Here is a 23346-nt window from a genome sequence, read left to right as displayed (position 1 = left end):
AAAGAACCCGCCCGACGCGGAACCGGCTGTCGGCCCGAACCATCTGGGGTTCGGGTGCTGAGCGCCGGTTTGTCGGGCTTCCCGTTTCGCGTACCTGTCGCTGCCGTTTCGGCGGCGCCGGCGTCGTTCGCGTCGGGAGGCGCTTTATATGCGGCACCCCCCGGACCGCGCAAGCACTTTTTTCACCCACATCGCATTTCTCCGCGGCGGGGGTCGCACGCGGACCATGAGAGGCGGCGGTTGCGTGAACCGCCGCCTCTCACAGGTGGACAGGATCATGCCATGCCGATGATCAGGCAGCCTGATCCCAGAACTGCGGCAGGTCACCGCCGGCATGATAACCGTCCACGCCCATCGATGACCAACTGAGGTCATGGATGCCGAAGGACAGGGCCGCGGCGTCCTCCTTCAGCGAATAGTCGGCGCGAGCGGAATCGGTGAAGCCAGGATTGAAGACGGCATCATTGGCCCCGTAGCCATGCCCGTTTGCCGCGAGGTTGCCGTCCATCGTCAGGGTGCCGGGGCTCAGCAGCTTCCAGTAGCGATCGATCGGCACCTCTCCGGCTGCAAGGTTATGGATCACCGTGGTGTCCTGCGCCCGGGCCTCGGCCCCTGCCTTGGGCACCCACTCGACACGGATGAAGGCATCCTCGGCGCGGCTGGCGACGCCGAAGTTGTTTTCCAGCAGGTTGCCATCGCCGCCATGGACATAGATGCCGCCCCAGGAGAATCCCTTCACCAGATTGTCGCGCACCGTGACGCCGCTGGTCAGGTCATCGAGCGAGATGCCCCAGCCCTTGTGATCGGTCAGCCAGGAGCCGTTGGCGTCGGTGGCCAGTCCGCCGGTATCGATGACCTCGTTGCCGCGGATCACCGAGCCGGTGGCGGCTCCCGACCGTCCGAGCATCTCGATCCCGCCGCCGTCGGCGGTTTCCTGGCCGACATGATGGATGCGGTTGAACTGGACGGTGTTGTTGCGGTTGAGCTGGCCGTCGTCCCACTCCTTCAGCGAAACGCCGTAGCGCGGTGCGTCGCTGATGTCGTTGTGGCTGATCAGCGCGTTGCTGCTGCCGACGCCACCGATGCCGGCACCGCCCTTGATGATCTCGCCGATATGCTCGATGGTGTTGGCATAGATGCGGTTGCCGTCGGCGGCATGGATCATCGAGACGCCGTTGCCCCCCAGATGCTCCATATGGTTGCCGGCAACGCGGCTGTTGTCGGTGCCGTCGAGCGCGACCGCCGTCCCGACATTGACGAAGTGGTTGCCGCCGACGGAATTTCCGTGCCCGCCCTTCATCGACAGGGCCGCGCCGTCATACCGGGCGTCGGTGAAGGTCAACCCTTCGATGGTCAGGTTGCTGGCCTTGCTGGTGCTGATCAGCGTTCCCAATCGGGCGACGACGACACCGTCGGCCTGGAAGCTGCCCGGATGCTCCGGCTTCACCACCAGCTTGCCATCCGAGGCGCGCCATCCGAATTCGCCGGCATCCCGGATCAACGAGGCATCGTTCATCACGCGATAGGTGCCACCGGAACGCAATGCGTAGGAAGCGGGGGAGTCCAGCGTCACGGTGTGATGGTACGCGTCGACCTCCTTTACCGACGAGATGTTGTCGGTCAGCCGCTCGGTGTCGAAGGTCTGAACGACCAGTCCGTCATGCGGCTTCAGGGTCGACGGAATGTCGCCGGCCTTGAAGTTGAAGCTGGTCTTGCTGGCGCCATCGGAACCGGCCTTCGTCACGTGCCAGCCGCTCGTCGCCGGGTTCGCCGGATCGAAGTCTCCGGTCTGTGCCGCATGCTGCCGGATGCCGCCGATGGTGACGTCCAGACCGTTGGCGTCCGACAGCTTGGCCGAATAGAGGCCGTTGCCCTCGCTGGTGAAACCCTGCACGCGCTCGCCACCGCTCAGGACCGGCGCCTCGCCCTTGTAGGCGAGGAAGCTGTGGCCGTCGTCCCGGGCGTCGAGGGTCAGGGTCTGGTCCAGGCGGTAGGTGCCGCCGCGGACGTAAGTGGTGTCGGTATCGCCCGCCCGCATCGCGTCCCGGGCCTTCTCGAGGCTCGCGAAGGGACCGTCGGTGCCGGCGGCGTTGGGAGCGGCGAGCCGCCCGGACCAGCTATCCTTGCCCTGGGTGGACACGTAAAAGGCGGTCTGGTCGGTGGTCGTCATAAGTCAATCCTCCGTATTGGCGGAGGGATGAGTCAAATTTTTAGGTTAATAAATTATTTCTCTCCAGGGTACCTCCGATGGACAGGTCAAGACCGCAAGAAAGGCTTCTTGTACTCTGTTACCGCACCCGAATTTGGAGACGCCATGACTCTTCCCTCCTGGAATATTCAGGGCGGTTTGTGCAACAGGGGTTGCAAACCTGGCTCAACACCTGTCCCGGCCACAAACCGCGGGCGCGTTTTCGTCCACGTCAAAGCAATTGCGAGACCAGACCACCCTGGTCATTTTCCCGGTTTCCATGATACGATTGAGCCCGCCGGGGTCTTTTTCATGGTCAAACAGCGGGTCCACGCCCAGGTTAGGACAAGGGACACCGCCCCCGGCCTACAGGACGTGAAAGGGACCTGTCTTGAGCGAAGAGTTGAAGAACGTCACCGCGACGAACGTCACCGCGACGGTGAAGTGGTTCAAGCCGGAAAAGGGATTTGGATTCGTCCGGCTTGCCGATGGTTCCGGCGAGGCCTTCCTGCACGCCTCCGTCCTGGCCGCCGCCTCCCTGCCCAACCCGGTGGAGGGAACGACGGTCGTCTGCGACCTTGCCCAGGGCGCCAAGGGTCCCCAGGTGGTCGCCATTCACTCCGCCACTCCCCCGGAAACCCCGCCGCCGCCCCGCGCCCGCAATCAACGCCCGCCGCGGCCCACCGCCACGGCCAGCATGCCGGAAGATGGTGGCGACACCGTTGCCCGCATGCCGAAGCCGCAACGCGAACGGCGCGAGCGCACCGCGGAGCCGGCCGGCCCGGCGGTGATGGCCTACGGTACGGTGCGCTGGTACAATCTCGACAGCCAGTCCGGCCTGATCGAGCCCTGGGAAGATGGCGCGACGGTTTATTTCGACCGCGCCACCCTGCGGCAGTCGGGACTGGACATCGTGGCCGACGGCGAGGACGTCCGCTATGTCGCCGTCGGGTCCGAGGACGCCCCGGTTGCCCAGCGGGTCGAACTGATCTGACGCCCGGGCAAGGCATCAGGCTCTTCTTTCCGGAAAGGCCGCCGCGCCGGCAACCGGCGCGGCGGCTCCCGATCGGGTCGCAATCTGTTCCGGCATTGCCTTGCCTCAGAAGCGCGACGACAGGGTGAAGAACACCCTCGGGTCGCGGTCCAGCGTGCTGATCGGGGTGGCAAGGAAGGGCTTGGCCAGCTCAACGCCGGCGTCGACCCGACCGAACAGGCCGATGCGCAGGCCGATGCCGGCCGACGCCAGGGAGCGGCGGCCGTGGCGGGTCCCGGCCTCATGGTTCCAGACGGCGCCATAGTCGCCGAAGCCGTAGGCCATGGCGTAATCCAGCCCGTCGCCGCCAACCGGCACCATGTACTGAAACTCCGCCCGCCCGGCGATGCCGCTGTCCCCGGTGAGTTCCGAGGGATCGAAAGCGCGGCCGTACAGCTTGCCGCCGATGCCGTATTCCTCCGACGACAGAAGCTGGTCCGGGCTGTATTGCGCCTCGCCGGACAGCACGAGGGTGGTCGAGCCGCTGAGGGGCTGATTGCGTTGCGCCACGACGTTCAGCTTGCGGAAATCGCTGCGCCCGCCGCTGCGGGTCAACCCGGCGCTGCCCGACCGGGTGGCGCCGAGGATGTCGAGCCCCTTGGAGAGTTCGGCGGTCAGCAGGTTCGCGCCACCCCAGCCGTCGGCGAAATCGTAGGAAACGGTCGCCGAGAGGATGCGCAGCCGGTCTTCGGACAGCCGGTCGCCCAGCGCGTCGGTCCGGGTGTCGCGGAGGGTAAAGCTCAGCCCCGCGCGCAGGGTCTGCGCGCGGCTGCGAATAAAGGGGTGCGACAAGCCGATGCGGGCAGAGGTGGTCAGTCCGTCCAGTTCCAGCGGGCGCACGCTGTCGCCCGGCTTCGACCAGGACCGGCGGACGCCGTACTCCACCGTCGTGCCCTCGGCGTCCACCGGCACCAACTGGCCGACATCGAAGAAGCGCAGCTCACGCACCTGCTGCGTGACGATGCCCTGCGCGGCGGTCCGTTCGAACAGCCCAAGCTGGTCCTCGACGTTGACGGCTCCCGTGAGCTGCATCGGCCCGACAGAGCGCGTCCCACGGTTGTCGAGCGAGACGAAACCCTCGACCGGCGTGCGCTCCAGCGTCAGCGTCAGCCGCGAGGCGCCGGGCGTGTCGGGCGATGCCTCCAGCACCGTCTTCACGGTCACGCCGGGCAAATCGTCGGCGAGCAGGACGTAACGCTCCATGTCCGCCATTCGCAGCGGGCGGGACGCCTTGATCTTCTCGGCCATGCGCGGCAGCAGGCCAAGCCGGTCCTTCGCCTCCCCCTGGATCAGCACCTCGCTGACATAGCCTTCCACCACCTGCAGCCGGACCACGCCGTCGCGGATGCGTTGCGCCGGCACCACCGCCTGGGACAGCACATAGCCGTCGTTGCGGTAGCGGGCGGTGACGGCGTCGCGGATGGCATAGAGGTCGGCCAGGGTGACCGCCTTGCCCAGCCGGTCGCGCCACAGCTCGGCCAGGCTGTCGCTGTCATAGACGCTGTTGCCGTCGATGCGGATCGCCGACAGCGTGAGCGTGATGCGCTCCGCGTCCTTGGGCGGCGGAGCCTTCTCCGGCTCCGGCATCTCGATCTCCGGCACCGACTGCGGCACGGCGGGACGCTCGAAGCGCTGCTCGACGCGGCTGGGGTCCAGCGACGGCGGCAGCAGCGGAACGGCCGGCGGCCCCGCCTGCGCGAGGGCACCGGCCGGCAGGGCAGCGGCCAGGACGAGAACGGCGGACAGGCCGCGGACGGGCGGTATCGAGCGGATCATGGCGGCGCGGCTACTTGTCGGTGAGGGCGGTGACGCCGGTCCAATCCGGCTCGGCGATGGTGCCGGCACGCTTTCCCGCCTTGCGCTGCATGGCGAGTGCCGCCCCATCGCCGGCGGCCAGCTTGCCGAAGGCGTCCGCCGCCTCGGCGAAGCGGCCGGCACGCCAGTGGCCGAGTGCTGCGGCATAGGCCGCCAGCCTGGCCCGCTCCCCGGGATCCGCGCGGCGGGCGTCGGACAATGGCTCGAACACCGCCACCGGCTCGCCGCGCCCGACCACCTGCACGGTGTCGAGTGCCCGGAAGGCGGCCGGATCGCCATGGTGGAGCATCGTCTCACCGCTGACCATGACCGCGGTGCCGTAATATTTGTTAGCCCCTTCCAACCGGGAGGCCAGGTTCACCGTATCGCCCATCACCGTATAGTTGAAGCGGCGGGGGGAACCGATGTTCCCGATCAGCGCCGGCCCGGTGGCGATGCCGATGCGGCTGGAGCCGCGGCCGCTTGGCGAGGCCAGCAGGGTGGAATCCTCCTCCATCGCCCGGCGCATCGCCAGGGCGGCCGAAACCGCGGCACGGGCATGGTTGTCGATGGCATAGGGCGCGCCGAACACCGCCAGCACGGCGTCGCCGATGTATTTGTCGACGAACCCGCCATGGGCCTCGATGATGTCGGTCATCCGGGTGAAGTAGTGGTTCAGCACGGCGACCAACGCCTCCGGCTCCATCCCCTCCGACATCCTGGTGTAGCCGGCGATGTCGCAGAACAGGATCGACAGGTCGCGCTCCTCCCCACCCAGGCTGGGCGACTGCCCCGACGCGATCATGTCGTCGATCAGCGACCCCGGCAGATAGAGCTTGAAGGCATTGCGGATGCGCCGCTGGTCACGGTCGAGCACGACGAAGCGAAGGCCGAGCGCCAGCGGAAAGACCAGCACCGTCGCCAGCGCCGCCTGCAGGTAGGGCAGCACCAGACCGCCCTGGAAGACCTCGGCCGCAACGCCGCTCCAGGCCGCCAGCAGCAGAAGAAGCCCGGCGGCGGCCACCGGCGGGCGGGCGGCCAGTGTCACCAGGGCACCCAGACAGGCGAGCACCACCACCAGCGCCGCCGCGGCCGCCTTCCCCGTCTCGGCCAGCGCGTCGTGACTCATCAGGTTGGAGATGGCCGCGGCGTGGATATACACACCCGGCACGCTGTCGCGCGTGCGGCCGGCGACATACAGTTCGCCCATCACCGGCAGGGCGCACCGCTCGGGCAGGTTCCGCCCTTCCGGCTTGGTCACCCAGCGGTTGGAGGAGAGCTTGCGGTCCTCCACGTCCAGGACCGTCCCGACCATCACCGCCCTGCCCTTGAAATGCTCGGCGAAATAGTCGCTCTTGCCCGCTTCGGCGCAGGCATGGAGATCGGCCAGCGAATAGGTCGGGATGGCTCCGGCCGCGGTGGCATGGTTGACCAGCAGCGGAGCGCCCCCGCCCGGCAGCCGGTAGCCGCCCAGGCTGGCGGAGCCGTCGGGTCCCAGTTCCAGCGGCGCCTTCAGCGCGCGCGACGCCACCTCCACCGCCATGCCGGGTTCCCGCTGAAGCGTGCCGTCGGCGCCGGCAGCCGCCAGCGTCACCGGGATGCGGCGCAGCACGCCATCCGGATCCTCGACCAGATTGACGGAGCGGACGTTGTTGACCCCGGCAGCGATCATGTAGCCGCGGAAGGGCAACAGCGGGTCGCTCTGGTGCTGCACCTTGGCAAGCACCAGCCGCCCGTCCCGCCCGCCACGGCGGAGCGTCAGCAGATAGTCGCGCTCGAATCCGGGAATCAGGGTCTCGACCGATGTCGGATGGACGAGATCGAGGCCGATCGCCGCTGCACCGCCATCCAGCATGGCTGCCAGCACCGTGCCCAGCCGCGGCCCCCACAACGCCTGCGGCGTGCCGGCGAAAGGCGGCCGCCGGTAGGTTTCCTCGTCGATGCCGACCACGACCACGGGGGAGGGATCAGGCGCCGGCCTCGGCCCGTGCAGCGCCTCCCGCAGCCAATAGAGGGTATCGACCGACGGCCCCTGGAGCGACGGCGAGATCGCCAACGCCGCAAGGGCCGCGACGGCGGGAGCCGCCGCGCCGAGCAGGACCAGCCGGACGCGCCGGGGCAGCTTCATGTCTGGCGGCTCATGCCCGGATTCATGTCCGGCGGCTCAGAAGCGGATCAGCCGGCCGAGCGCCGGACCGCCGTCGCCGGCCGCCTTGGCATCGACCTTGACCACATAGGACTTCTTGCCGGCGCTGACCTTGTAGAGCCCGCCCGGCTGCAGCACCGCCTCCCGCCCGGCAGTGTCCAGCGTCGTGCCCGGCACATCGATGACCGCGACCTCGGTCCCCTGGACGTCGAGCCGTTCGATGGTAACGGGACCCGGAGCGGACAGCACCAGCACCGGATGGGTCTTGAACAGGGTCAGGTCGGGTTTGGGAAGGGGTGCCTGCATGCCCGGCAGGGCGATCGGGGCGCTGCGGAAAACGGTCACCCCGGCCTTGCCGGCCTCGTTGGTGGCCAGCAGCAGCTTGCCGCCGTCGCAGGGAAGGGTGTGGCGGTCGACCTTGCCGCCCTCCACCGCCGACTCGCGGGCTCCAACGATGACCGAACCACCGGTGATGGTTTCGTTCACGCAGGAATCGAGGTAGCTGAGGGCCAGCGTCTGTCCCGGCTTCAGCGCCACGCTGCGGCCGGCCGGCAGGTAATCCATCGGCTGAACGCCGTCCACGCCGTCGGAGACGTCCTCCACCAGCGCCGCCGGAGTCCCGCTTCCGGGGGATGTCGACGGCGCATCGGCGGCAAGGGCAGCAGCCGGCACGGCGAACAGCGCGCATGTGCCGGCAAGGAGGTTGCGGGCGGACCTCCGAAGCCCGGACGCGGCAGGCAGGAGGAAGATGGGCGCGGCGGGCATCGGTCAGGCCTCCCGGTCACGGCGACGGGGACTTTACCCCGTGCGAAAGGATAGGATTCGACTCCAATGTCCTTTAGCGAAGTTACCGGGCCACTTCAAACCCAATAGACCGCCTGTCACGACTCGTCACGGCCGCCACCGCCGGCCGCCGGCCGCCGGCGGAAAACGGGCGAACCGCCGCCGGATTGTCATCAAACCGCAATGTTCCCGCCATGCCGCCGTCACGGCAGCCGGATAATGTATGTTCCCCCGCGTCCCGCATCCGTTCCGGTTGTGGTTCCGGGCGTCGACATCAGTGGAGCGCCGCGACGGACCATGGGCACCGAACATATCGTCCGCTCCTTCGCGCAGGAGCTGCAGAGACTGGCGAACCTCGTCACGCAGATGGGCGGCGTCGCCGAGGCGCAGGTCGAGGCCGCCGTCAAGGCGGTGTCGCGGCGTGACGTCGGGCTCGCCTCCCAGGTGATGCAGGCCGACGCGAGGCTCGATGCCTACGAGCGCGACATCGATGCCGAGGCGGTGAGGCTCCTGGCCCTGCGCCAGCCGATGGCCCAGGATCTGCGCGAGATCGTGTCGGCGCTGAAGGTGTCCGCCGACCTGGAACGCATCGGCGATTACGCGGCGAACATCGCCAAGCGGTCGCTGGCCCTGGCGCAGGTCCCGGTGGTCCGCCCGGCGGCCGGCATTCCCCGGATGGGCCGGCTGGTCGAGACCATCCTGAAGGAGGTGCTCGACGCCTATATCGAGCGCGACGTCGAGAAGGCCATCGCCGCCTGGGAGCGCGACGAGGAACTGGACGACCTCTATACCAGCCTGTTCCGCGAGGTCCTGACCTACATGATCGAGGATCCGCGCAACATCACTCCCTGCACCCATCTGCTGTTCATGGCCAAGAACCTTGAACGCATCGGCGATCATGCCACCAACATTGCCGAGATCATCCACTTCCTGGTGGTCGGCACGCCATTGACCGTCCTGCGCCCGAAGGGCGACGCGACCAGCTTCGCCGTGGTCTCGCCGGGCGCGGAAGCCCGCGACCTTTCGTCCGGCCTCCTCCATCCCGATCCGCCCAACGATGAAGGAGGGCCGGCCGGCAGGGCTGTCTGACCGGGGGGCGCCGGGCGGCGCAGAGGAGATACCGGCGGCTTGCGGGGCTTTTCCGTTTGCATGAGGCGCGGGGGTCGGGTATTAGCCCGCCCCGTGTGTCCGACGTTCGCCGCGGCACGCAGGTCCGCCCTTTCGCCTTCTGTCTGCAAAGAGACGACGCTGGTCATGCCCGCCGACGCCCTGAGTTCCGCCCTGCTCCCCGCCGGACTGCACGACGTGCTGCCGTCCGAAGCGGCGCATGAGGCGGCCGCCGTCGAACGGCTGCTGGCCGAATTCGCCGCCCAGGGTTACCGCCGGGTCGATCCGCCGCTGGTCGAGTTCGAGGAGAACCTGCTGTCCGGACCCGGCGCCGCGATGTCCAAGCAGACCTTCCGGCTGATGGATCCGCACTCGCAGCGGATGATGGCGGTGCGTGCCGACATCACGCCGCAGATCGCCCGCATCGCCACCACCCGCCTGAAGAACGAGGCGCGGCCGCTGCGCCTGTGCTACGCCGGCCAAGTGCTGCGGGTGAAGGGATCGCAGTTGCGCCCCGAGCGCCAGTTCACCCAGGTCGGCGTCGAGCTGCTCGGCGCCCTGGCGGCCGAGGCCGACGCCGAGGTGGTCCTGCTGGCCGTCCAGGCGCTGACCGCGATCGGCGTGCCGCATCTCTCGGTCGATCTCTGCGTGCCCACCATGGTTTCCCGCATCTGCGCCGGGCTCGGGCTGGGCGAGGACGACATCCGACGCCTGCGTGCGGCGCTGGACCGCAAGGACGCCGCCGCGGTCGCCGCGGTGGGTGGACCCGCCGCGGCGCTGCTGGAATCGCTGATGAGCGCCTCCGGCCCGGCCGACCGCGCCATGCAGGCGCTGGCCGCCCTGCCGCTGCCCGAGGGGGCGGAGAAGGATCGCCGCCGGCTGACCGACACGCTGGCCCTGCTGCGCGCGGCGATGCCGGGCCTGACCGTGACCATCGACCTGGTCGAGCATCGCGGCTTCGAGTACCAGACCGGCCTCAGCTTCACCCTCTTCTCGCGCGGGGCCGGGGAACTTGGCCAGGGCGGGCGCTATCGCGCCGGCGCCCAGGGAGAGGAGCGCGGCGAGCCGGCCACCGGCTTCACGCTCTATATGGATACGCTGCTGCGGGCGGTGCCGCCGTCCCCGGCGGCCGGGCGCGTGTATGTGCCGCATGGCACCAGTTGGGAGTCGGCGCGCAAGCTGCGGGCCGACGGGTGGGTGACGGTGGCCGGGCTCGCCCCGGTCGCCGACGCGGCCGCGGAGGCCCGGCGCCTCCAGTGCGGCCATTGGCTGGATTGGCCGGCCGGCGGGGACGTCAAGCCGGTCGGGTGATCCGAGGTCGGGTGACTGGCCCCCCACGCCGCACGGACGGTTCCCTGCGGCGGATCGGGAGGTCGAGCGGTTCCTATTGAAGTATTGCGGAGACGAGAGATGGCCAACGTTGCGGTGGTCGGCGCCCAGTGGGGCGACGAGGGCAAGGGCAAGATCGTCGACTGGCTGTCCAGCCGGGCCGACGTGGTGGTGCGCTTCCAGGGCGGTCACAACGCCGGCCACACGCTGGTGATCAACGGCGTCGAGTACAAGCTGAGCCTGCTGCCGTCCGGCGTGGTGCGCCAGAACAAGCTGTCGGTCATCGGCAACGGCGTCGTCTTCGACCCGTGGGCCTTCATCCGCGAAGTCAACGCGATCAAGGAGAAGGGCGTCTCCGTCACGCCGGAGAACCTGATCGTCGCCGAGAACGTTCCGCTGATCCTGCCGGTGCACAGCGCGCTGGACAAGGCGCGCGAGGAGGCCAAGGGCGCCGGCAAGATCGGCACCACCGGCCGCGGCATCGGCCCCGCCTATGAGGACAAGGTGGCGCGCCGCGCCATCCGCCTGTGCGACCTGACCGACGAAGCCGTGCTGGTCGAGAAGGTCGACGCCCTGCTGGCCCACCACAACGCGCTGTTCCGCGCGCTCGGCGCGCCGGAGATGACCCCGGCCGACATCCTGGATCCCCTGCGCGAGATCGCGCCGCAGGTGCTGCCCTTCGCCGCCGTCGTCTGGAAGCAGCTTGACGAGCTGCGCCGCGCCGGCAAGCGCATCCTGTTCGAAGGCGCCCAGGGCACGATGCTCGACATCGACCACGGCACCTATCCCTACGTCACCTCCTCCAACACGGTGGCGGGCAACGCGGCGGCCGGCAGCGGCATGGGGCCGCGCGCCGTCGGCTATGTGCTGGGCATCTGCAAGGCCTACACCACCCGCGTCGGCTCCGGTCCCTTCCCGACCGAGCTGAAGGACGAGATCGGCGAGCTGATCGGCCAGAAGGGCAAGGAGTTCGGCGTGGTCACCGGCCGCAAGCGCCGTTGCGGCTGGTTCGACGCCGTCATGGTCCGCCAGGCGATCAAGACCGGCGGCATCGACGGCATCGCGCTGACCAAGCTGGACGTGCTCGACGGCTTCGACGAGGTCAAGGTCTGCGTCGGCTACCGACTGGACGGCCAGGAGCTCGACTACTACCCGTCGAACGCCGGCGCCCAGGCGCGCGTCGAGCCGATCTACGAGACCTTCGAGGGATGGAAGGACACCACCCGCGGCGCCCGGTCCTGGGCCGAGCTGCCGGCGCAGGCGGTCAAGTATGTCCGCCACATCGAGGAGCTGATCCAGGCGCCGGTCGCCCTGCTCTCCACCAGCCCGGAGCGCGACGACACCATCCTGATGACCGACCCCTTCGCCGACTGAGGCCGCCGACTGAGGCCGCCCGCCAAGGCGCGGAGTGCGGAATTGAAAAGGGCCGGCATCCGCCGGCCCTTTTTCCTTTGGCGCTCGTCGGCGCCCCCAGTCGTCGACGGCGCTCAGATGTCGAAGTTCATCGGCAGCCCGCCGGTGGACTGGCGGTGCCGCAGGGCGTCGGCCAGGGTGCGGTTGTCCAGAACGTTGGCGGTGGCGTCGCGCACCTGCACCATCAGCCAGCGGACCGAGCAGGTCTCGGTGTCGATGCAGTCCTCGCAGGGCTTGAACGAGCCCTTGCTGGCGCAGGGGATCGGCGCCAGATGGCCGTCGATCAGGCGGATGATCTCGCCGAAGGTGATTTCGGCCGCCGGGCGGGCCAGCCGGTAGCCACCGCTCTTGCCGCGCTTGGCGAACAACAGCCCTTCCTTGCGCAGCTCCACCAGGATGGCTTCCAGGAACTTGCGCGGGATGTTCTCGCGCTCGGCGATGTCGGCGATCAGTATCAGGTCGCCATTGTCCTTCTCCGCCAGCATGATCAAGGCACGCAACGCGTATTTGGCTTTCTGCGACAACATTCCGGCGGAATCCGTATCCTGTGCGGCGGCAGTCGGTGCGACAGCCTCCGGTCTAAAGCGTCGGTGGTTAACATTTCGTGCGGTCGCTCCCGGCGTCCCGATCCGAGGACGCCGGAGCCTGCGGACAGTAGCCGGTCGCCGGTCCGGTTGCGAGAGCCTTCGAAGGCCGCGGATCGGCCCTGGACGGCAAAGAGCGGCAATGGGCGGCTTGCCCCTGCTTCGGCCGGCGCGCTAAGGTCCCCCACCCTTCCATCCGATCGCCAGCAGCGCCGAAGGACAGCCCATGCAATACGCCATCGTTCCGGTCACCCCGTTCCAGCAGAACTGCACGGTCCTCTGGTGCCCCGAGACGATGAAGGGAGCCGCTGTCGATCCGGGCGGCGATCTCGACCGCATCCTCGCCGCCGCCGAGGCCAAGGGCGTCACGCTGGAGAAGATCCTGGTCACCCACGGCCATATCGACCATGCGGGCGGCGTTGCCGACCTTGCCGACAAGCTGTCGCTGCCGATCGAGGGCCCGCACCGCGAGGACCAGTTCTGGATCGACGGCATGCCGATGCAGAGCCAGATGTTCGGCTTCCCGCCGGTGCGCTCCTTCACCCCCGGCCGCTGGCTGGACGAGGGCGACACCGTCACCGTCGGCAACCAGACGCTGGAGGTCCGCCATTGCCCCGGCCACACGCCCGGCCATGTGGTGTTCGTCCACCGGCCGAGCAAGCTCGCCATCGTCGGCGACGTGCTGTTCCAGGGCTCGGTCGGGCGGACCGACTTCCCGAAGGGCAACTTCGGCGACCTGATCGCCTCCATCCGCACCAAGCTGTTCCCGTATGGCGACGAGATCGCCTTCATCCCCGGCCACGGCCCGATGTCGACCTTCGGCGAGGAGCGGCTCTACAACCCTTTCCTGAACGACTGAGCGGCGGGCTGCCGGGTCCTCAGTCCACCAGCGGATCCTCGCCCAGCAGCAGATCGATGCGGCGGCGCAGGCGCAGCAGCTCCTGCCGCTGCATGTCGTCGACATAGGCCCGGTGCTCCCGCGGGTCGCCGAGACGGGCGGTGGCCCGGCGCAGGGCGTCGAGGAAGCGGCCGACCGCCGACATGGTGCGCAGCGCCGGCTCCTTGGCGGCATCCTTGCGGCTGCGCGCGGCCTGGACGGTGCCGTCGCCGGCCTTCACCTGCTCCCACAGCGCCATCTGCTCCTCCAGGTCCTTGATCCAGGCGATCTCGATCAGGGTCGAGCGGGAAACGTCATGGTGGGCGGCGGCGTATTCGTGCTTGATCGTCTCCGGCAGGCTGTTCAGGCGCAGGGTGTGGCTGACGTTGCTCTGGCTCTTCCCGATGATGCGGCCGAGCTGCTCCTGGGTATAGCCGTAGCGCTCGATCAGGCGCGCCAGAGCCTCCGCAAGCTCCAGGGCGTCGAGGTCCACGCGCTGGACGTTCTCCACCAGCGCCAGCTCATCCGGGTTGCCGGAGGTCACCAGCGCGTAGATGGTGGCGAGGCCCAGCATCTCGTGCGCGCGCAGCCGCCGCTCGCCGGCGACGAGGCGGTAGCCACCGACCGTTCCCTGCACCAGGATCGGCTGCTTCATCCCGTAATGCGCGATGGAGTCGGCCAGCCCCTGCATCTCATCCGCATCGAAGTGGCGGCGGGGCGAGTTCGGCCGGCGGATGATCGCCGCCACCTCCAGCTCCAGCAGCCGCGGCGGCTTGCCCGCATCGTCGAACAGGTCCGCGTGATCGGGTGCGAGCGTCGGCATGGCGTCTTCCAGGTTCCTCCGTTCCCTTTTTCTTCCGGCGCCGCAACGGTGCCCCGGCCGTCACGGTCCTGTCAACGGTGCAATGGAAGAAAAGGAGAACATCGTCCCGCCGGTTCGCCACTGGGTGCCAATCTCCGCCGCCGGCCCAAGACCAGCCGCGTCGATCGGCGTAAGCCGCAAGGCAAAGAAGCACAGGACGACAAGTCGAACGGAAATCCTCATCGCGATGTCGCCGTTTTGTTAAATGATCGTTCAAAATCCATTCTTATGGCGCAACGAAACGCATCACAGTAGAAATGGTTTAAACAGAGCCGAGAGTTTGGAACCGGCGTCTGGTGGGAGATCGGACGATGTCACTTGCTGAACGCAAGCTCTTTGTCGAGCGCTGGATTCGCTCACCCCTCAAAGTCGCCTCGGTCACTCCGAGCGGCCCGGAACTCTGCCGCGCGATGGCCAAGGCGGCGCTTGCCGGGCCGGCGCGGCGCGTGGTGGAACTGGGGCCGGGGACCGGGCCGGTCACCTCGGCCCTGCTGTCCCATGGCGTCAGCCCCGACAACCTGCTGATGATCGAACTGGATCCGGCCTTCGCCGACCATTTGGCGCTCCAGCATCCGACGGCGACGGTGGTGCGCGGCGACGCGACGCGGATGCAGCGTATCCTGCAAACCCATGGCTGGCCGGAATGCAACGCGGTGGTTTCGGGGCTGCCGCTGATCGCCATGCCCCTGTCCGTGCAGGCGCGGATCGTCCGCAGCGCCTTTTCGATGCTGGCGCCGGACGGGCTTTTCGTGCAATTCACCTATGGTCCCTTCGCCCCGGTGAACCCGGAGTTGATCCGGCGGATGCGGCTGAAACCGCGGCGCTTCGCCTGGATCGCCCGTAACCTGCCGCCGGCGTCGGTCTGGACCTTCCGACGACTTCCCTGACGACGAGCCATCTTGATCGCTGACACCCTGCCAGCCGACCCCGACCTGAATGAGGCGCGCGCCCTGGTCGATGCGCGCCGCTACCGTGCCGCCCTGCGCCTGCTGCGCGGTGCCGGACCGGGCGGGCTGGAGCGGCTGCGGCTACGGGGCTTGGCCCATCTGGGTCATCGCGACGCCCCGGCGGCCATCGACTGCCTGCGGCGCGTGCTGGCCGACCAGCCGGACGATCCCGGCACGATCGAGGCGCTGGCCAGGGCCCATCAGGCGGACAACGCCCCCTTCCCCGCCGTCCGCTGGTTCGAACGGGCCGCCTGCCTCACCCCCGGCGGGACGGCTCTCGCCGCGGCACTGTCCGGCGCCTACCGTCGCGACGCGCGGTACCGCGACGCCCTGATGCTCGCCCGCGCCGCGCTGTCGGACGGCCTGCCCGGTGCCGACCTGCGGTACGAGGCGGCGATGGCGGCCGCCTATCTCGGCGACGACGACGAGGCGCTGGCCCATTTCGATGCGCTGCTGGCAGACGATCCCGAACATGCCGCCGCCTGGTTCGGCAGCCATGCCCAGGCACTGCACCGCCACGGCCCCGACGAGGCCTTGCGGCGCCTGCGCCGGGCCACCCGCTGCGGCGGGGCCAACGGCAAATACTGGGGCTACCTGGCCGCCACCCTGCGGCTGCTCGGCCGCGACGGCGAGGCCGATGCCGTCGAGGCGGCGGAGATCGGCGACAATCCCAAGCGCCGTCCCTTGCCGGACGGCGCGAGGGCACTGCTGCCGCATCTGGCGGCGGATTTCCGTCTGTTCGGCAACAGCGCCCGGCTGCTGCGCCATGCCCTGGCCTGCGCCGGGCTGCCCGGCCTCGTCCTGGAGTTTGGCGTGCGCCGCGGCACCTCGCTCGACCATATCGCCGAGGCGGCCGGCCAGGACGTCCACGGCTTCGATTCCTTCGAGGGGTTGCCGGAGGGCTGGGTCAACTCCCCGCGCGGCGTACTGACCACCGGCCGCCAACTGCCGAGGGTGCGCGGGAACGCGCGGCTGCATGTGGGATGGTTCGAGGACAGCCTGCCGCCCTTCCTCGCCGACACGCCAGGGCCGCTGCGCTTTGCCAACGTCGACAGCGACATCTACGCCTCCGCACGCACCGTCCTCGGCGCGCTTGCGGACCGGGTGCGTCCGGGGAGCGTCATCGTCTTCGACGAATATATCGGCAACCGGAGCTGGCGCGACGACGAATACCGCGCGTTCCAGGAGTTCGCGGCGGAGACGGGGTTGCGCTACGAGTATTTCGCGGCAAGCCCCTACACCAAGCAGGTGGCCGTGCGCGTGCTGGAGGTGGCGGGCGCCCGGTCCTGAGTGAGGGACCGGATACCCGCCTTCTGGCGACCGGGGGCCGCGCCCGCCGCCGGACCGCTGATCGGCCGGCGGCGGGGCAGCGGGGGACGGGTTCACGCGCCGGCAGCCGCCTTCACCTGACGGCGACGGGCATGCAGCACCGGCTCGGTATAGCCGTTCGGCTGCACGCGGCCCTTGAACACCAGGTCGCAGGCGGCCTGGAAGGCGATGCTGCCGTCGAAGTCGGCGGCCATCGGCATGTACAGCGGGTCGCCGGCATTCTGCTTGTCGACCACCGCCGCCATGCGCTTCATCACCTCCATCACCTGAGCTTCGCTGCAGATGCCGTGATGCAGCCAGTTGGCGATGTGCTGGCTGGAGATGCGCAGCGTGGCACGATCCTCCATCAGCCCGACGTCGTGGATGTCCGGCACCTTGGAGCAGCCGACACCTTGGTCGACCCAGCGGACGACATACCCGAGGATGCCCTGGGCATTGTTCTCCAGTTCCTCGCGAATCTCGTCCTCCGACCAGTTGGGGCGGTCGGCGAGCGGGATGGTCAGGATGTCCGACAGCGCGGCGGCTTGGCGCTTGGCAAGCTGGTCCTGCACCGCGGCGACGCTGACGGCGTGGTAGTGGGTGGCATGCAGCGTGGCAGCGGTCGGCGACGGCACCCAGGCGGTGTTGGCGCCGGCCTTGGGATGGCCGATCTTGGCGGCCAGCATGTCGGCCATCTTGTCCGGCATCGCCCACATGCCCTTGCCGATCTGGGCGCGGCCCTTCAGGCCGGCCTTGAGGCCGACGTCGACATTGTTGTCCTCATAGGCCGCGATCCACTTGGTGGCCTTCATCGCCGCCTTGCGGACGACCGGGCCGGCCTCCATCGAGGTGTGGATCTCGTCGCCGGTGCGGTCCAGGAAGCCGGTGTTGATGAACACCACGCGGTCCTTGGCGGCGCGGATGCACTCCTTGAGGTTGACCGTGGTCCGCCGCTCCTCATCCATGATGCCGACCTTGAGGGTGTTGCGGGCGAGACCCAGCAGATCCTCGATGCGGCCGAACAGTTCGTCGGTGAAGGCGACCTCCTCGGGGCCGTGCATCTTCGGCTTGACGATGTAGACGGATCCGGCCCGGCTGTTGCGCAGCGGACCGCCGCCCTTCAGGTCGTGCATGGCGATCAGCGAGGTGAAGACGCCGTCCAGGATGCCTTCGGGCGCCTCGCTGCCGTCGGACAGCCTGACCATGTCGATGGTCATCAGGTGCCCGACGTTGCGCACCAGCAGCAGGCTGCGGCCGTGCAGGGTCACAGTGCCGGTCGGGGTCGCGTAGGTGCGGTCCGGGTTCAGCGTGCGCACCAGGGTCTTGGCACCTTTGGCGAAACTGGCCTCCAGCCTGCCCGTCATCAGCCCCAGCCAGTTGCGGTAGGCAACGACCTTGTCCTCCGCATCGACGGTGGCGACGGAATCCTCGCAGTCCTGGATGGTGGACAGGGCGGCTTCGAGCACGATGTCGGCGACGCCCGCGGCGTCGGCCTTGCCGATCACGCTGTTGCGGTCGATCCGGATGTCGATGTGGGTGCCGTTCTGGACCAGCAGGACGGCGGACGGCGCGGCGGCGTCGCCCTGCCAGCCGACGAAGGCGGCCTTGTCCTTCAGGCCGGTCCTGCGCCCGTCCTTCAGGGCCACGGCCAGCGCGCCGTCCTCGACCGCATAGGCGGCGGCATCGGCATGGCTGCCTTCGGCCAGCGGAACGCTGTCGTCCAGGAACTTGCGAGCCCAGGCGATCACCTGCGCGCCGCGCGCGGCATCGTAGCCGCCGGCCGCCGGCGTACCGGGGATGGCGTCGGTGCCGTAGAGCGCGTCATACAGGCTGCCCCAGCGGGCGTTGGCGGCGTTCAGCGCATAGCGGGCGTTGGTGATCGGCACCACCAGTTGCGGGCCGGCCAGCGTCGCGATCTCCGGATCGACGTTCCCGGTGCCGACCGTGAAGTCCGGACCTTCCGGCACCAGATAGCCGATGTCGCGCAGGAATGCCTCGTACTCGCCCTGGTCGAAGATCCGACCGCGGCGCGCGGCGTGCCAGGCATCGATCTGCGCCTGGAAGCTGTCGCGCTTGTCCAGCAGCGCCTTGTTGCGCGGAGCCAGCTCATGCAGCAGCGCATCGAGACCGGTCCAGAGACGATCGGCGTCGATACCGGTCCCCGGCAGCGCCTCGTCGTTGATGAAGTCGTAGAGCGGCTTGGCGACTTCGAGGCCGCCGCGGCGAATCCAGTTGCTCATCTCGTTGCGTCCCATTCTCTTTGCGCTCGGTTCGCAGACTCCTCTTCGGGAGTCTTGGAAAAGGGTTATCGCGTCATCCGATTGAATCGGTCAACACAATGTCGCACCGCAGCGTATGGAGAAATGGTAGCAGGCCGGCGGGCTCTCAGGTCAGCAGGTCGAGCACGGGCGCCGGGGCGGCGGACGCCGCGGCCGGCCCGGCATCCTGCCCGCCCATGTCCCCGGCCTTCCCATCCTGCACCGCCTTTCCGCCCCCCGGTCCGGAAGCAGGCGAGACGAGCGCGGAGGCACGCAGGGCATCGACCTCGCTCTGGGCGGCGCCGACCATCCTGTCGTCGGCCTTGAAGCCGTCGCGCCGCTCCCGCCGCCGCGCCTCGGAGACGTCCGCCATGTTGGCGGCCTTGGCCTCGCCGATGATGCGCCGCGAAGCCGCCAGGACAGTCTCGACACGCCGGCCGAAGGCATCCGCCTCGCGGTAGCGCGACATCGTCAACGCGTTGTCCGACATCATCGCGCGGATGGACGCCTGCCGATCGGGCGAGGCACTCCCCCCGCCCACCCCGCCATTGGCCGCGGCGCCCCCGGCAAGCCCGGCGGAACCGATCTCCGCGAGCACCTGCCCGACCAAGCGCGCCGCTTCTTCCGGCAGGTGGCCACCCGGAAGCCCCGCCCCGCCCGCGCAGCCGCCATCCGCCAGCCTTGCGGTTTCGGCGGCCAGCCCGTCGGCCGCTCCCGCCGCCACATCGGCCGCCGCATCGGCCGACCGTTCCGCCCCTGCGTCGTCGCCGGCCGAGATGCCGATGTCCAGGGTGATTTCGGTCTGCTGCAGGGTCATGCTGCTAACGCTGACGTTGACGGAAGTGGTGATGGCACCGCCGCCACCGGCCGCGGCCATGTCGCCCGGCAGCCCCAGTTCGGCAGCGGCCTTGATGCCGGCGCCATACTCCTTGGCGGCCCGCCCGGCCTCCCGCGCCAGCAGTGCCGCGTCGCGCGCCAGCGACGCCAGCTTCTGGGCGTCACCGCGGGCGAAGCGCATCGCCAGCTTGATTTCCTCGATCCTGCGCTCGACCTGCTCCAGGCGTGCGGCGGCGGCGGCCTTCGGGCTCCCGACCCGCCGCGCCTCCTCAAGCGCCGCCTGCGCCGTGCCCTGGTTGCGCAGCCAGTCGGGCGAAGGCCGCAGTTGCCCCTGCGCCCGCGCAGCCTTCTGGGCGAGCTGACCCTGGGCGTCCTTCGCCTCCAGTTCCTTCTCCCAAGGCTTCTTCGCCTGCTGCAGCCGGAAAAGGCCAGACTGGCCGTCGGCTACCACGCTGAAGAGGCTCATCGCTTCACCCCCGGCCAAGCATACCCAGGATATTCCCGCCGGAGTCTACCACAACCGTACGTCCTGTCCATTTCGCGCAACACCGTCCGGTGGAACCCCGAAGGCTTGGCTGGTGTTTCCCCATGCGACACCCGCTTCCGCAACGGGCGGTACAAAACCGCGAGGCGCGGAGCCGCGGAAGACCGGAATCCCGAGGAGGAAAGACAAGATGCCGAACCGCGACATGACCGGCACCGGCGGACCCAACCCGACCGGCACCAACACCGACAGGATGGTGGGAGGGGAATCATCGGGCGGGCGCAGCGGCGCCGAGGACATGAAGAAGACGGTGAACCGCGCGGCCGACGAAGCGTTGCAGGCCGGCCGCGACACTCTGGGCAACGCCCAGGGCCGCATCCGCTCGCTCCTTGAGCAGCAGACCGGCCGGGCGGCCGACCAGCTCGGCGGCGTCGCCAACGCGCTGCACAAGGCTGCCGAGCAGTTGACCGAAGAGAACAACGGCATGGTCGCCGGCTATGCCGAGCAGGCCGCCGACCGGGTGGAACGCGTGGCCGACATGCTGCGCGACGCCGACTTCGACGACATCGTCGGCGAGGTCGAGGGCTTTGCCCGCCGCCAGCCGGAGGTCTTCATCGGCGCCGCCTTCGCGGTCGGCTTCCTTGCCGCCCGCTTCATCAAGAGCTCCGGTGAACGGCGGATGCATCGTGCGTCCACCTCCCTGCGCTCCGGGTCTCGCCAGTCCCGCGAGCTGTATCGGGACCACTCCGGCCGCGCCGATACCCACCGCACGCCCGACCGCGCGATGGCCGGCGGGATCGGCGAGTCCGCTGCCCACGGCACCGCCCATAGCCCCTCCCACAGCCCGGTGCGCACCGGTGACCTGTCGACCGGCGGCGTGACCGGCCGCACCGGCGAGCCGGCACCGGCCCGGATCGGCATGCCGCTGGCCGCCGCCCCGGCTTCGGTTTCCGGCCGCGCGGCCGCTCCGTCGGCGGAAACCGCGGTGGGTACCGTCGGGACCACCGGCAGCGCCGCCAGCGCGGTGAACTCCGGCACCACCGGCGTCGGCGCCACGCCGGCAGGCACCGCCACCTCCGCAACCACCAAGCCGCAGGGACAGCGTCCATGAGCGCCGCCGAGAACCGCGCCCAATACGGTCGTTACGACGAGCAGCGGGACCCGCGTCAGGACCGGCCGCTGGCCGGCCTGTTCGCCGACCTCGCACGCGAGACGGCCAACCTGGCCCGATCCGAGATCGCATTGGCGAAAGCCGAGCTTACCGACAAGGCCACAGAGGCCGCGGGCGGCGTGGCCTTCATCGCCATCGGCGGACTGGTCGCCTTCGCGGGCTTCCTGGTCCTTCTGGCGGCTGCGGTTCTCGGCCTGTCCAACGTCATCTCGCCCTGGCTGTCCGCGCTGATCGTCGGCGTGGTGGTGCTGGCGGTGGGGGGCATCCTGGCCTATGTCGGCAAGAACCGTCTGAAGCCCGACAACCTCCGTCCGCGCCGCACCATGCACACGCTGGACGAGGACAAGCGCTGGGCCCGGTCCCAGCTTGCCCGCTAAGGCCCGCCGATGACCGACTCCGACCGGCAGCACCAGGACCTCGACGCCCTGGAGGGCAACATCCGCGCCAGCCGCGAACGCATCGGCGACACCGTCGATGCTCTGCGCAACCGGACAGCCCGGTTGCGCGACCACATGGCGCGATGGTCACCCCAATCCCTGATGGCCCGATCCCCGATGGAGCACATGATGAAGCATACCTATTCGCCGGCGTCGCCGGCCGACCGCCCCGCCGATCGCCCGGCGGACCGCTTCGAAAGCGGCCAGACCATCCGCTACAGCAGCGGTTCGCGATCCTCGTCCTCAGGGTCGGTGCTGGACAGCGTCACCAGCAACCCGATCCCCCTCGCACTGGTCGGCATCGGCCTCGGCTGGCTGGCCCTGTCCAGCACGGGCTATGACCGCCGCATCGCCCGTTCCAGCACGGTGCGGTCGGCCCGCCACCGGGTGGGAGACGCCGTCGATTACGCCCGCGAGACGCTCAGCCACGCCTCCGACAGCATGCGCCAGGCTGCCGGCTCGGCCTACGACACCGCCTCCGAAAAGATCGGCGACGTCTATGGCCGCGCCAGCGACAGCGTCAGCGGCATGATGTCCCGCGGCGGCTCGGACGATGATCACGGCCTGCCGCATGACGGCGGCCGCCAGTCGCAGGTCAGCCGCTCGGCCTCGCGCCTGTCGTCGATGGCGCCGTCGCGCGACCATATGCGCCAGCGGATGCACAGCGCATCGACCGGCTTCTGGGACATGGTCGAGGACCATCCGATCGTCGCCGGCGCCATGGGCGTGGCGCTCGGCGCCGCCATCGGCGCCGCCCTGCCCGGCACGCGCTACGAGAACCGCTGGATCGGCGACTATGCCGACGAGGCGACCGAGCGCGCCAAGGCGCTGGCGATGGATGCGGTGGATCGCGGTACCCGTGCCGCCCAGGCCGCCCTGGAGACGGCCAAGGAGGACGCCCGCGACGTGGTGTCCGCCGCCACCGAAGCCGCTCGCGAAGAGGCGAAGAAGCCGGGCTGACCGCCACGGCGAGCGTTGCCGGCACCGGATCGAAACCCCGCGCCCAGCCGGCGCGGGGTTTCCCCGTTTGCGGGCCGGCGGCTTCCCCGGCGAATCGCCGCCGAGTCGTCGATGCGACCGCGTCCGCCGCAGCGGTGGGCCAAGCTTCTGCCGCAAGCCGCTGCTTATATTCGACAGGGCCGCACGGCCGTTCGCGGCAAGCCTTCCGAACCGCGAAGGCTGACCTGCAGCGACACCATGTCCCGCTTGACAAAACCCCTTGCTCCGGCTCCAATCAGGACTAAATTAGTCCTGTATTCGAAACCTGGGACGAACGGGATGTCGTCATGATCCGGCTGAGCAAGCTCACCGACTATGCCATCGTCGTGCTGAGCGAGATGGCGCGCCAAGTGGGAACGGTCCACACCGTCGCCCATCTGGCCGACCGCACCGGCGTGCCCACCCCGACAGTCGCCAAGCTGATGAAGGCGATGACCCCGGCGGGGCTGACCACCTCGCAGCGGGGCGCTTCAGGTGGTTATGCGCTCAGCCGGCCTGCCGATGCAATCACGATCGCGGAAATCATCACGGCGCTCGACGGCCCGATCGCGCTCACCGCCTGTGTCGACGGTGCCGACAGCCAATGCGGGGTAGAGCAGCTCTGCCCGATGCGCGGCGGCTGGGAGAAGGTCAACCGGGCCATCCGCGGCGCGCTTGAGGGGGTGACGCTGGCCGACATGATGGCGCCGCTCACCTTCCCTCCCCCCGCCTCCGCAGCCTCCACCGCCCCTCTGCCGCCCCGCCCCGCCCACTGATACGGCGCTCACAGCGGAATTCTTGAAAAGGACA

Annotated in this window: 19 protein-coding genes; 11 read left to right on the top strand and 8 right to left on the bottom strand. The window is 69.2% G+C overall.

Going from position 1 to position 23346, the window contains the following annotated elements; all coding sequences use genetic code 11:
- Positions 1–292 precede the first annotated feature (292 nt).
- Complete coding sequence (locus tag J2850_RS27990; RefSeq protein ID WP_209989671.1) at positions 293–2170, bottom strand: right-handed parallel beta-helix repeat-containing protein; 1878 nt, start codon at positions 2168–2170, stop codon at positions 293–295.
- Between the two features lie 409 nt (positions 2171–2579).
- Here J2850_RS27990 and J2850_RS27985 point away from each other — a divergent pair, with 409 nt between their 5' ends.
- Positions 2580–3182, top strand: a complete 603-nt coding sequence (locus J2850_RS27985; protein ID WP_246513654.1) for a cold-shock protein — start codon at positions 2580–2582, stop codon at positions 3180–3182.
- Between the two features lie 105 nt (positions 3183–3287).
- On the opposite strand, the gene J2850_RS27980 is transcribed toward J2850_RS27985, so the two are convergent.
- The 3 genes from J2850_RS27980 to J2850_RS27970 are packed head-to-tail and all read right to left on the bottom strand — an operon-like array spanning position 3288 to position 7926.
- Positions 3288–4997 carry a ShlB/FhaC/HecB family hemolysin secretion/activation protein gene (locus J2850_RS27980; RefSeq protein ID WP_209989669.1) on the bottom strand — a complete coding sequence of 570 codons (1710 nt, stop codon included), beginning with the start codon at positions 4995–4997 and terminating at the stop codon, positions 3288–3290.
- Between the two features lie 10 nt (positions 4998–5007).
- Positions 5008–7143: an adenylate/guanylate cyclase domain-containing protein gene (locus J2850_RS27975; RefSeq protein WP_209989666.1), complete on the bottom strand. Its 2136-nt coding sequence runs from the start codon at positions 7141–7143 to the stop codon at positions 5008–5010.
- Positions 7144–7179: 36 nt separating this feature from the next.
- Positions 7180–7926 (bottom strand): hypothetical protein, encoded by a 747-nt coding sequence (locus tag J2850_RS27970; RefSeq protein ID WP_246513652.1) that lies wholly within the window; start codon positions 7924–7926, stop codon positions 7180–7182.
- Positions 7927–8241: 315 nt separating this feature from the next.
- Between J2850_RS27970 and phoU the strand changes: the two genes are divergently transcribed.
- The 3 genes from phoU to J2850_RS27955 all read left to right on the top strand — a co-directional run bounded on the left by phoU (position 8242) and on the right by J2850_RS27955 (position 11754).
- The gene (gene phoU, locus J2850_RS27965) at positions 8242–9033 is read left to right on the top strand and encodes a phosphate signaling complex protein PhoU (protein ID WP_246513650.1); all 792 of its coding nucleotides are present in this window, start codon (positions 8242–8244) and stop codon (positions 9031–9033) included.
- A 165-nt stretch (positions 9034–9198) separates the two neighbouring features.
- A complete protein-coding gene (locus J2850_RS27960) occupies positions 9199–10362 on the top strand; it encodes an ATP phosphoribosyltransferase regulatory subunit (protein ID WP_209989663.1) in 1164 nt (387 codons plus the stop codon).
- Positions 10363–10461: 99 nt separating this feature from the next.
- Positions 10462–11754: an adenylosuccinate synthase gene (locus J2850_RS27955; protein WP_209989660.1), complete on the top strand. Its 1293-nt coding sequence runs from the start codon at positions 10462–10464 to the stop codon at positions 11752–11754.
- A gap of 113 nt (positions 11755–11867) precedes the next feature.
- Here the strand turns inward: J2850_RS27955 and J2850_RS27950 are convergent, their stop codons facing one another.
- Positions 11868–12320, bottom strand: a complete 453-nt coding sequence (locus J2850_RS27950) for an RrF2 family transcriptional regulator (protein ID WP_209989658.1) — start codon at positions 12318–12320, stop codon at positions 11868–11870.
- Between the two features lie 283 nt (positions 12321–12603).
- Here J2850_RS27950 and J2850_RS27945 point away from each other — a divergent pair, with 283 nt between their 5' ends.
- A complete protein-coding gene (locus J2850_RS27945; protein WP_209989655.1) occupies positions 12604–13236 on the top strand; it encodes an MBL fold metallo-hydrolase in 633 nt (210 codons plus the stop codon).
- 19 nt (positions 13237–13255) lie between these two features.
- On the opposite strand, the gene J2850_RS27940 is transcribed toward J2850_RS27945, so the two are convergent.
- Entirely contained in the window at positions 13256–14077 is an 822-nt protein-coding gene (locus J2850_RS27940) for a ParB/RepB/Spo0J family partition protein (RefSeq protein ID WP_209989652.1), read from the bottom strand.
- 350 nt (positions 14078–14427) lie between these two features.
- Between J2850_RS27940 and J2850_RS27935 the strand changes: the two genes are divergently transcribed.
- Both J2850_RS27935 and J2850_RS27930 read left to right on the top strand, forming a co-directional pair.
- Positions 14428–15003 (top strand): class I SAM-dependent methyltransferase, encoded by a 576-nt coding sequence (locus tag J2850_RS27935; protein ID WP_209989649.1) that lies wholly within the window; start codon positions 14428–14430, stop codon positions 15001–15003.
- Between the two features lie 12 nt (positions 15004–15015).
- Positions 15016–16353, top strand: a complete 1338-nt coding sequence (locus tag J2850_RS27930) for a class I SAM-dependent methyltransferase (RefSeq protein WP_246513648.1) — start codon at positions 15016–15018, stop codon at positions 16351–16353.
- A gap of 92 nt (positions 16354–16445) precedes the next feature.
- On the opposite strand, the gene J2850_RS27925 is transcribed toward J2850_RS27930, so the two are convergent.
- Together J2850_RS27925 and J2850_RS27920 are read right to left on the bottom strand one after the other, a co-directional pair.
- Positions 16446–18611 carry a malate synthase G gene (locus tag J2850_RS27925; protein ID WP_209989646.1) on the bottom strand — a complete coding sequence of 722 codons (2166 nt, stop codon included), beginning with the start codon at positions 18609–18611 and terminating at the stop codon, positions 16446–16448.
- Between the two features lie 145 nt (positions 18612–18756).
- Positions 18757–19932: a hypothetical protein gene (locus J2850_RS27920; RefSeq protein ID WP_209989643.1), complete on the bottom strand. Its 1176-nt coding sequence runs from the start codon at positions 19930–19932 to the stop codon at positions 18757–18759.
- Between the two features lie 208 nt (positions 19933–20140).
- On the opposite strand from J2850_RS27920, the gene J2850_RS27915 reads away from it, so the two are divergent.
- The 4 genes from J2850_RS27915 to J2850_RS27900 all read left to right on the top strand — a co-directional run bounded on the left by J2850_RS27915 (position 20141) and on the right by J2850_RS27900 (position 23312).
- Positions 20141–21061, top strand: a complete 921-nt coding sequence (locus J2850_RS27915; RefSeq protein ID WP_209989640.1) for a hypothetical protein — start codon at positions 20141–20143, stop codon at positions 21059–21061.
- A complete protein-coding gene (locus tag J2850_RS27910; RefSeq protein ID WP_209989637.1) occupies positions 21058–21498 on the top strand; it encodes a phage holin family protein in 441 nt (146 codons plus the stop codon). The genes J2850_RS27915 and J2850_RS27910 overlap by 4 nt, the downstream gene beginning before the upstream one ends.
- 9 nt (positions 21499–21507) lie before the next feature.
- Entirely contained in the window at positions 21508–22518 is a 1011-nt protein-coding gene (locus J2850_RS27905) for a hypothetical protein (RefSeq protein WP_209989634.1), read from the top strand.
- Between the two features lie 326 nt (positions 22519–22844).
- On the top strand, positions 22845–23312 hold the full coding sequence (locus J2850_RS27900; RefSeq protein ID WP_209989632.1) for an SUF system Fe-S cluster assembly regulator: 468 nt from the start codon (positions 22845–22847) through the stop codon (positions 23310–23312).
- Positions 23313–23346 lie beyond the last annotated feature (34 nt).

This window comes from Azospirillum picis (assembly GCF_017876115.1).
Taxonomy (GTDB): domain Bacteria; phylum Pseudomonadota; class Alphaproteobacteria; order Azospirillales; family Azospirillaceae; genus Azospirillum; species Azospirillum picis.
The sequence above is the reverse complement of the archived record's forward strand: the minus strand, read 5'-3'. Positions and strand labels throughout refer to the sequence as shown.

What these genes read in the sequence shown, in the direction of transcription:
- J2850_RS27990 (WP_209989671.1), bottom strand. Translation starts at nt 2,170, where the DNA reads ATGACGACCACCGACCAGACCGCCTTTTACGTGTCCACCCAGGGCAAG.
- J2850_RS27920 (WP_209989643.1), bottom strand. Translation starts at nt 19,932, where the DNA reads ATGAGCCTCTTCAGCGTGGTAGCCGACGGCCAGTCTGGCCTTTTCCGG.
- J2850_RS27900 (WP_209989632.1), top strand. Translation starts at nt 22,845, where the DNA reads ATGATCCGGCTGAGCAAGCTCACCGACTATGCCATCGTCGTGCTGAGC.
- J2850_RS27910 (WP_209989637.1), top strand. Translation starts at nt 21,058, where the DNA reads ATGAGCGCCGCCGAGAACCGCGCCCAATACGGTCGTTACGACGAGCAG.
- J2850_RS27970 (WP_246513652.1), bottom strand. Translation starts at nt 7,926, where the DNA reads ATGCCCGCCGCGCCCATCTTCCTCCTGCCTGCCGCGTCCGGGCTTCGG.
- J2850_RS27945 (WP_209989655.1), top strand. Translation starts at nt 12,604, where the DNA reads ATGCAATACGCCATCGTTCCGGTCACCCCGTTCCAGCAGAACTGCACG.
- J2850_RS27925 (WP_209989646.1), bottom strand. Translation starts at nt 18,611, where the DNA reads ATGAGCAACTGGATTCGCCGCGGCGGCCTCGAAGTCGCCAAGCCGCTC.
- J2850_RS27935 (WP_209989649.1), top strand. Translation starts at nt 14,428, where the DNA reads ATGTCACTTGCTGAACGCAAGCTCTTTGTCGAGCGCTGGATTCGCTCA.
- J2850_RS27940 (WP_209989652.1), bottom strand. Translation starts at nt 14,077, where the DNA reads ATGCCGACGCTCGCACCCGATCACGCGGACCTGTTCGACGATGCGGGC.
- J2850_RS27955 (WP_209989660.1), top strand. Translation starts at nt 10,462, where the DNA reads ATGGCCAACGTTGCGGTGGTCGGCGCCCAGTGGGGCGACGAGGGCAAG.
- J2850_RS27960 (WP_209989663.1), top strand. Translation starts at nt 9,199, where the DNA reads ATGCCCGCCGACGCCCTGAGTTCCGCCCTGCTCCCCGCCGGACTGCAC.
- phoU (WP_246513650.1), top strand. Translation starts at nt 8,242, where the DNA reads ATGGGCACCGAACATATCGTCCGCTCCTTCGCGCAGGAGCTGCAGAGA.
- J2850_RS27915 (WP_209989640.1), top strand. Translation starts at nt 20,141, where the DNA reads ATGCCGAACCGCGACATGACCGGCACCGGCGGACCCAACCCGACCGGC.
- J2850_RS27905 (WP_209989634.1), top strand. Translation starts at nt 21,508, where the DNA reads ATGACCGACTCCGACCGGCAGCACCAGGACCTCGACGCCCTGGAGGGC.
- J2850_RS27980 (WP_209989669.1), bottom strand. Translation starts at nt 4,997, where the DNA reads ATGATCCGCTCGATACCGCCCGTCCGCGGCCTGTCCGCCGTTCTCGTC.
- J2850_RS27975 (WP_209989666.1), bottom strand. Translation starts at nt 7,143, where the DNA reads ATGAAGCTGCCCCGGCGCGTCCGGCTGGTCCTGCTCGGCGCGGCGGCT.
- J2850_RS27950 (WP_209989658.1), bottom strand. Translation starts at nt 12,320, where the DNA reads ATGTTGTCGCAGAAAGCCAAATACGCGTTGCGTGCCTTGATCATGCTG.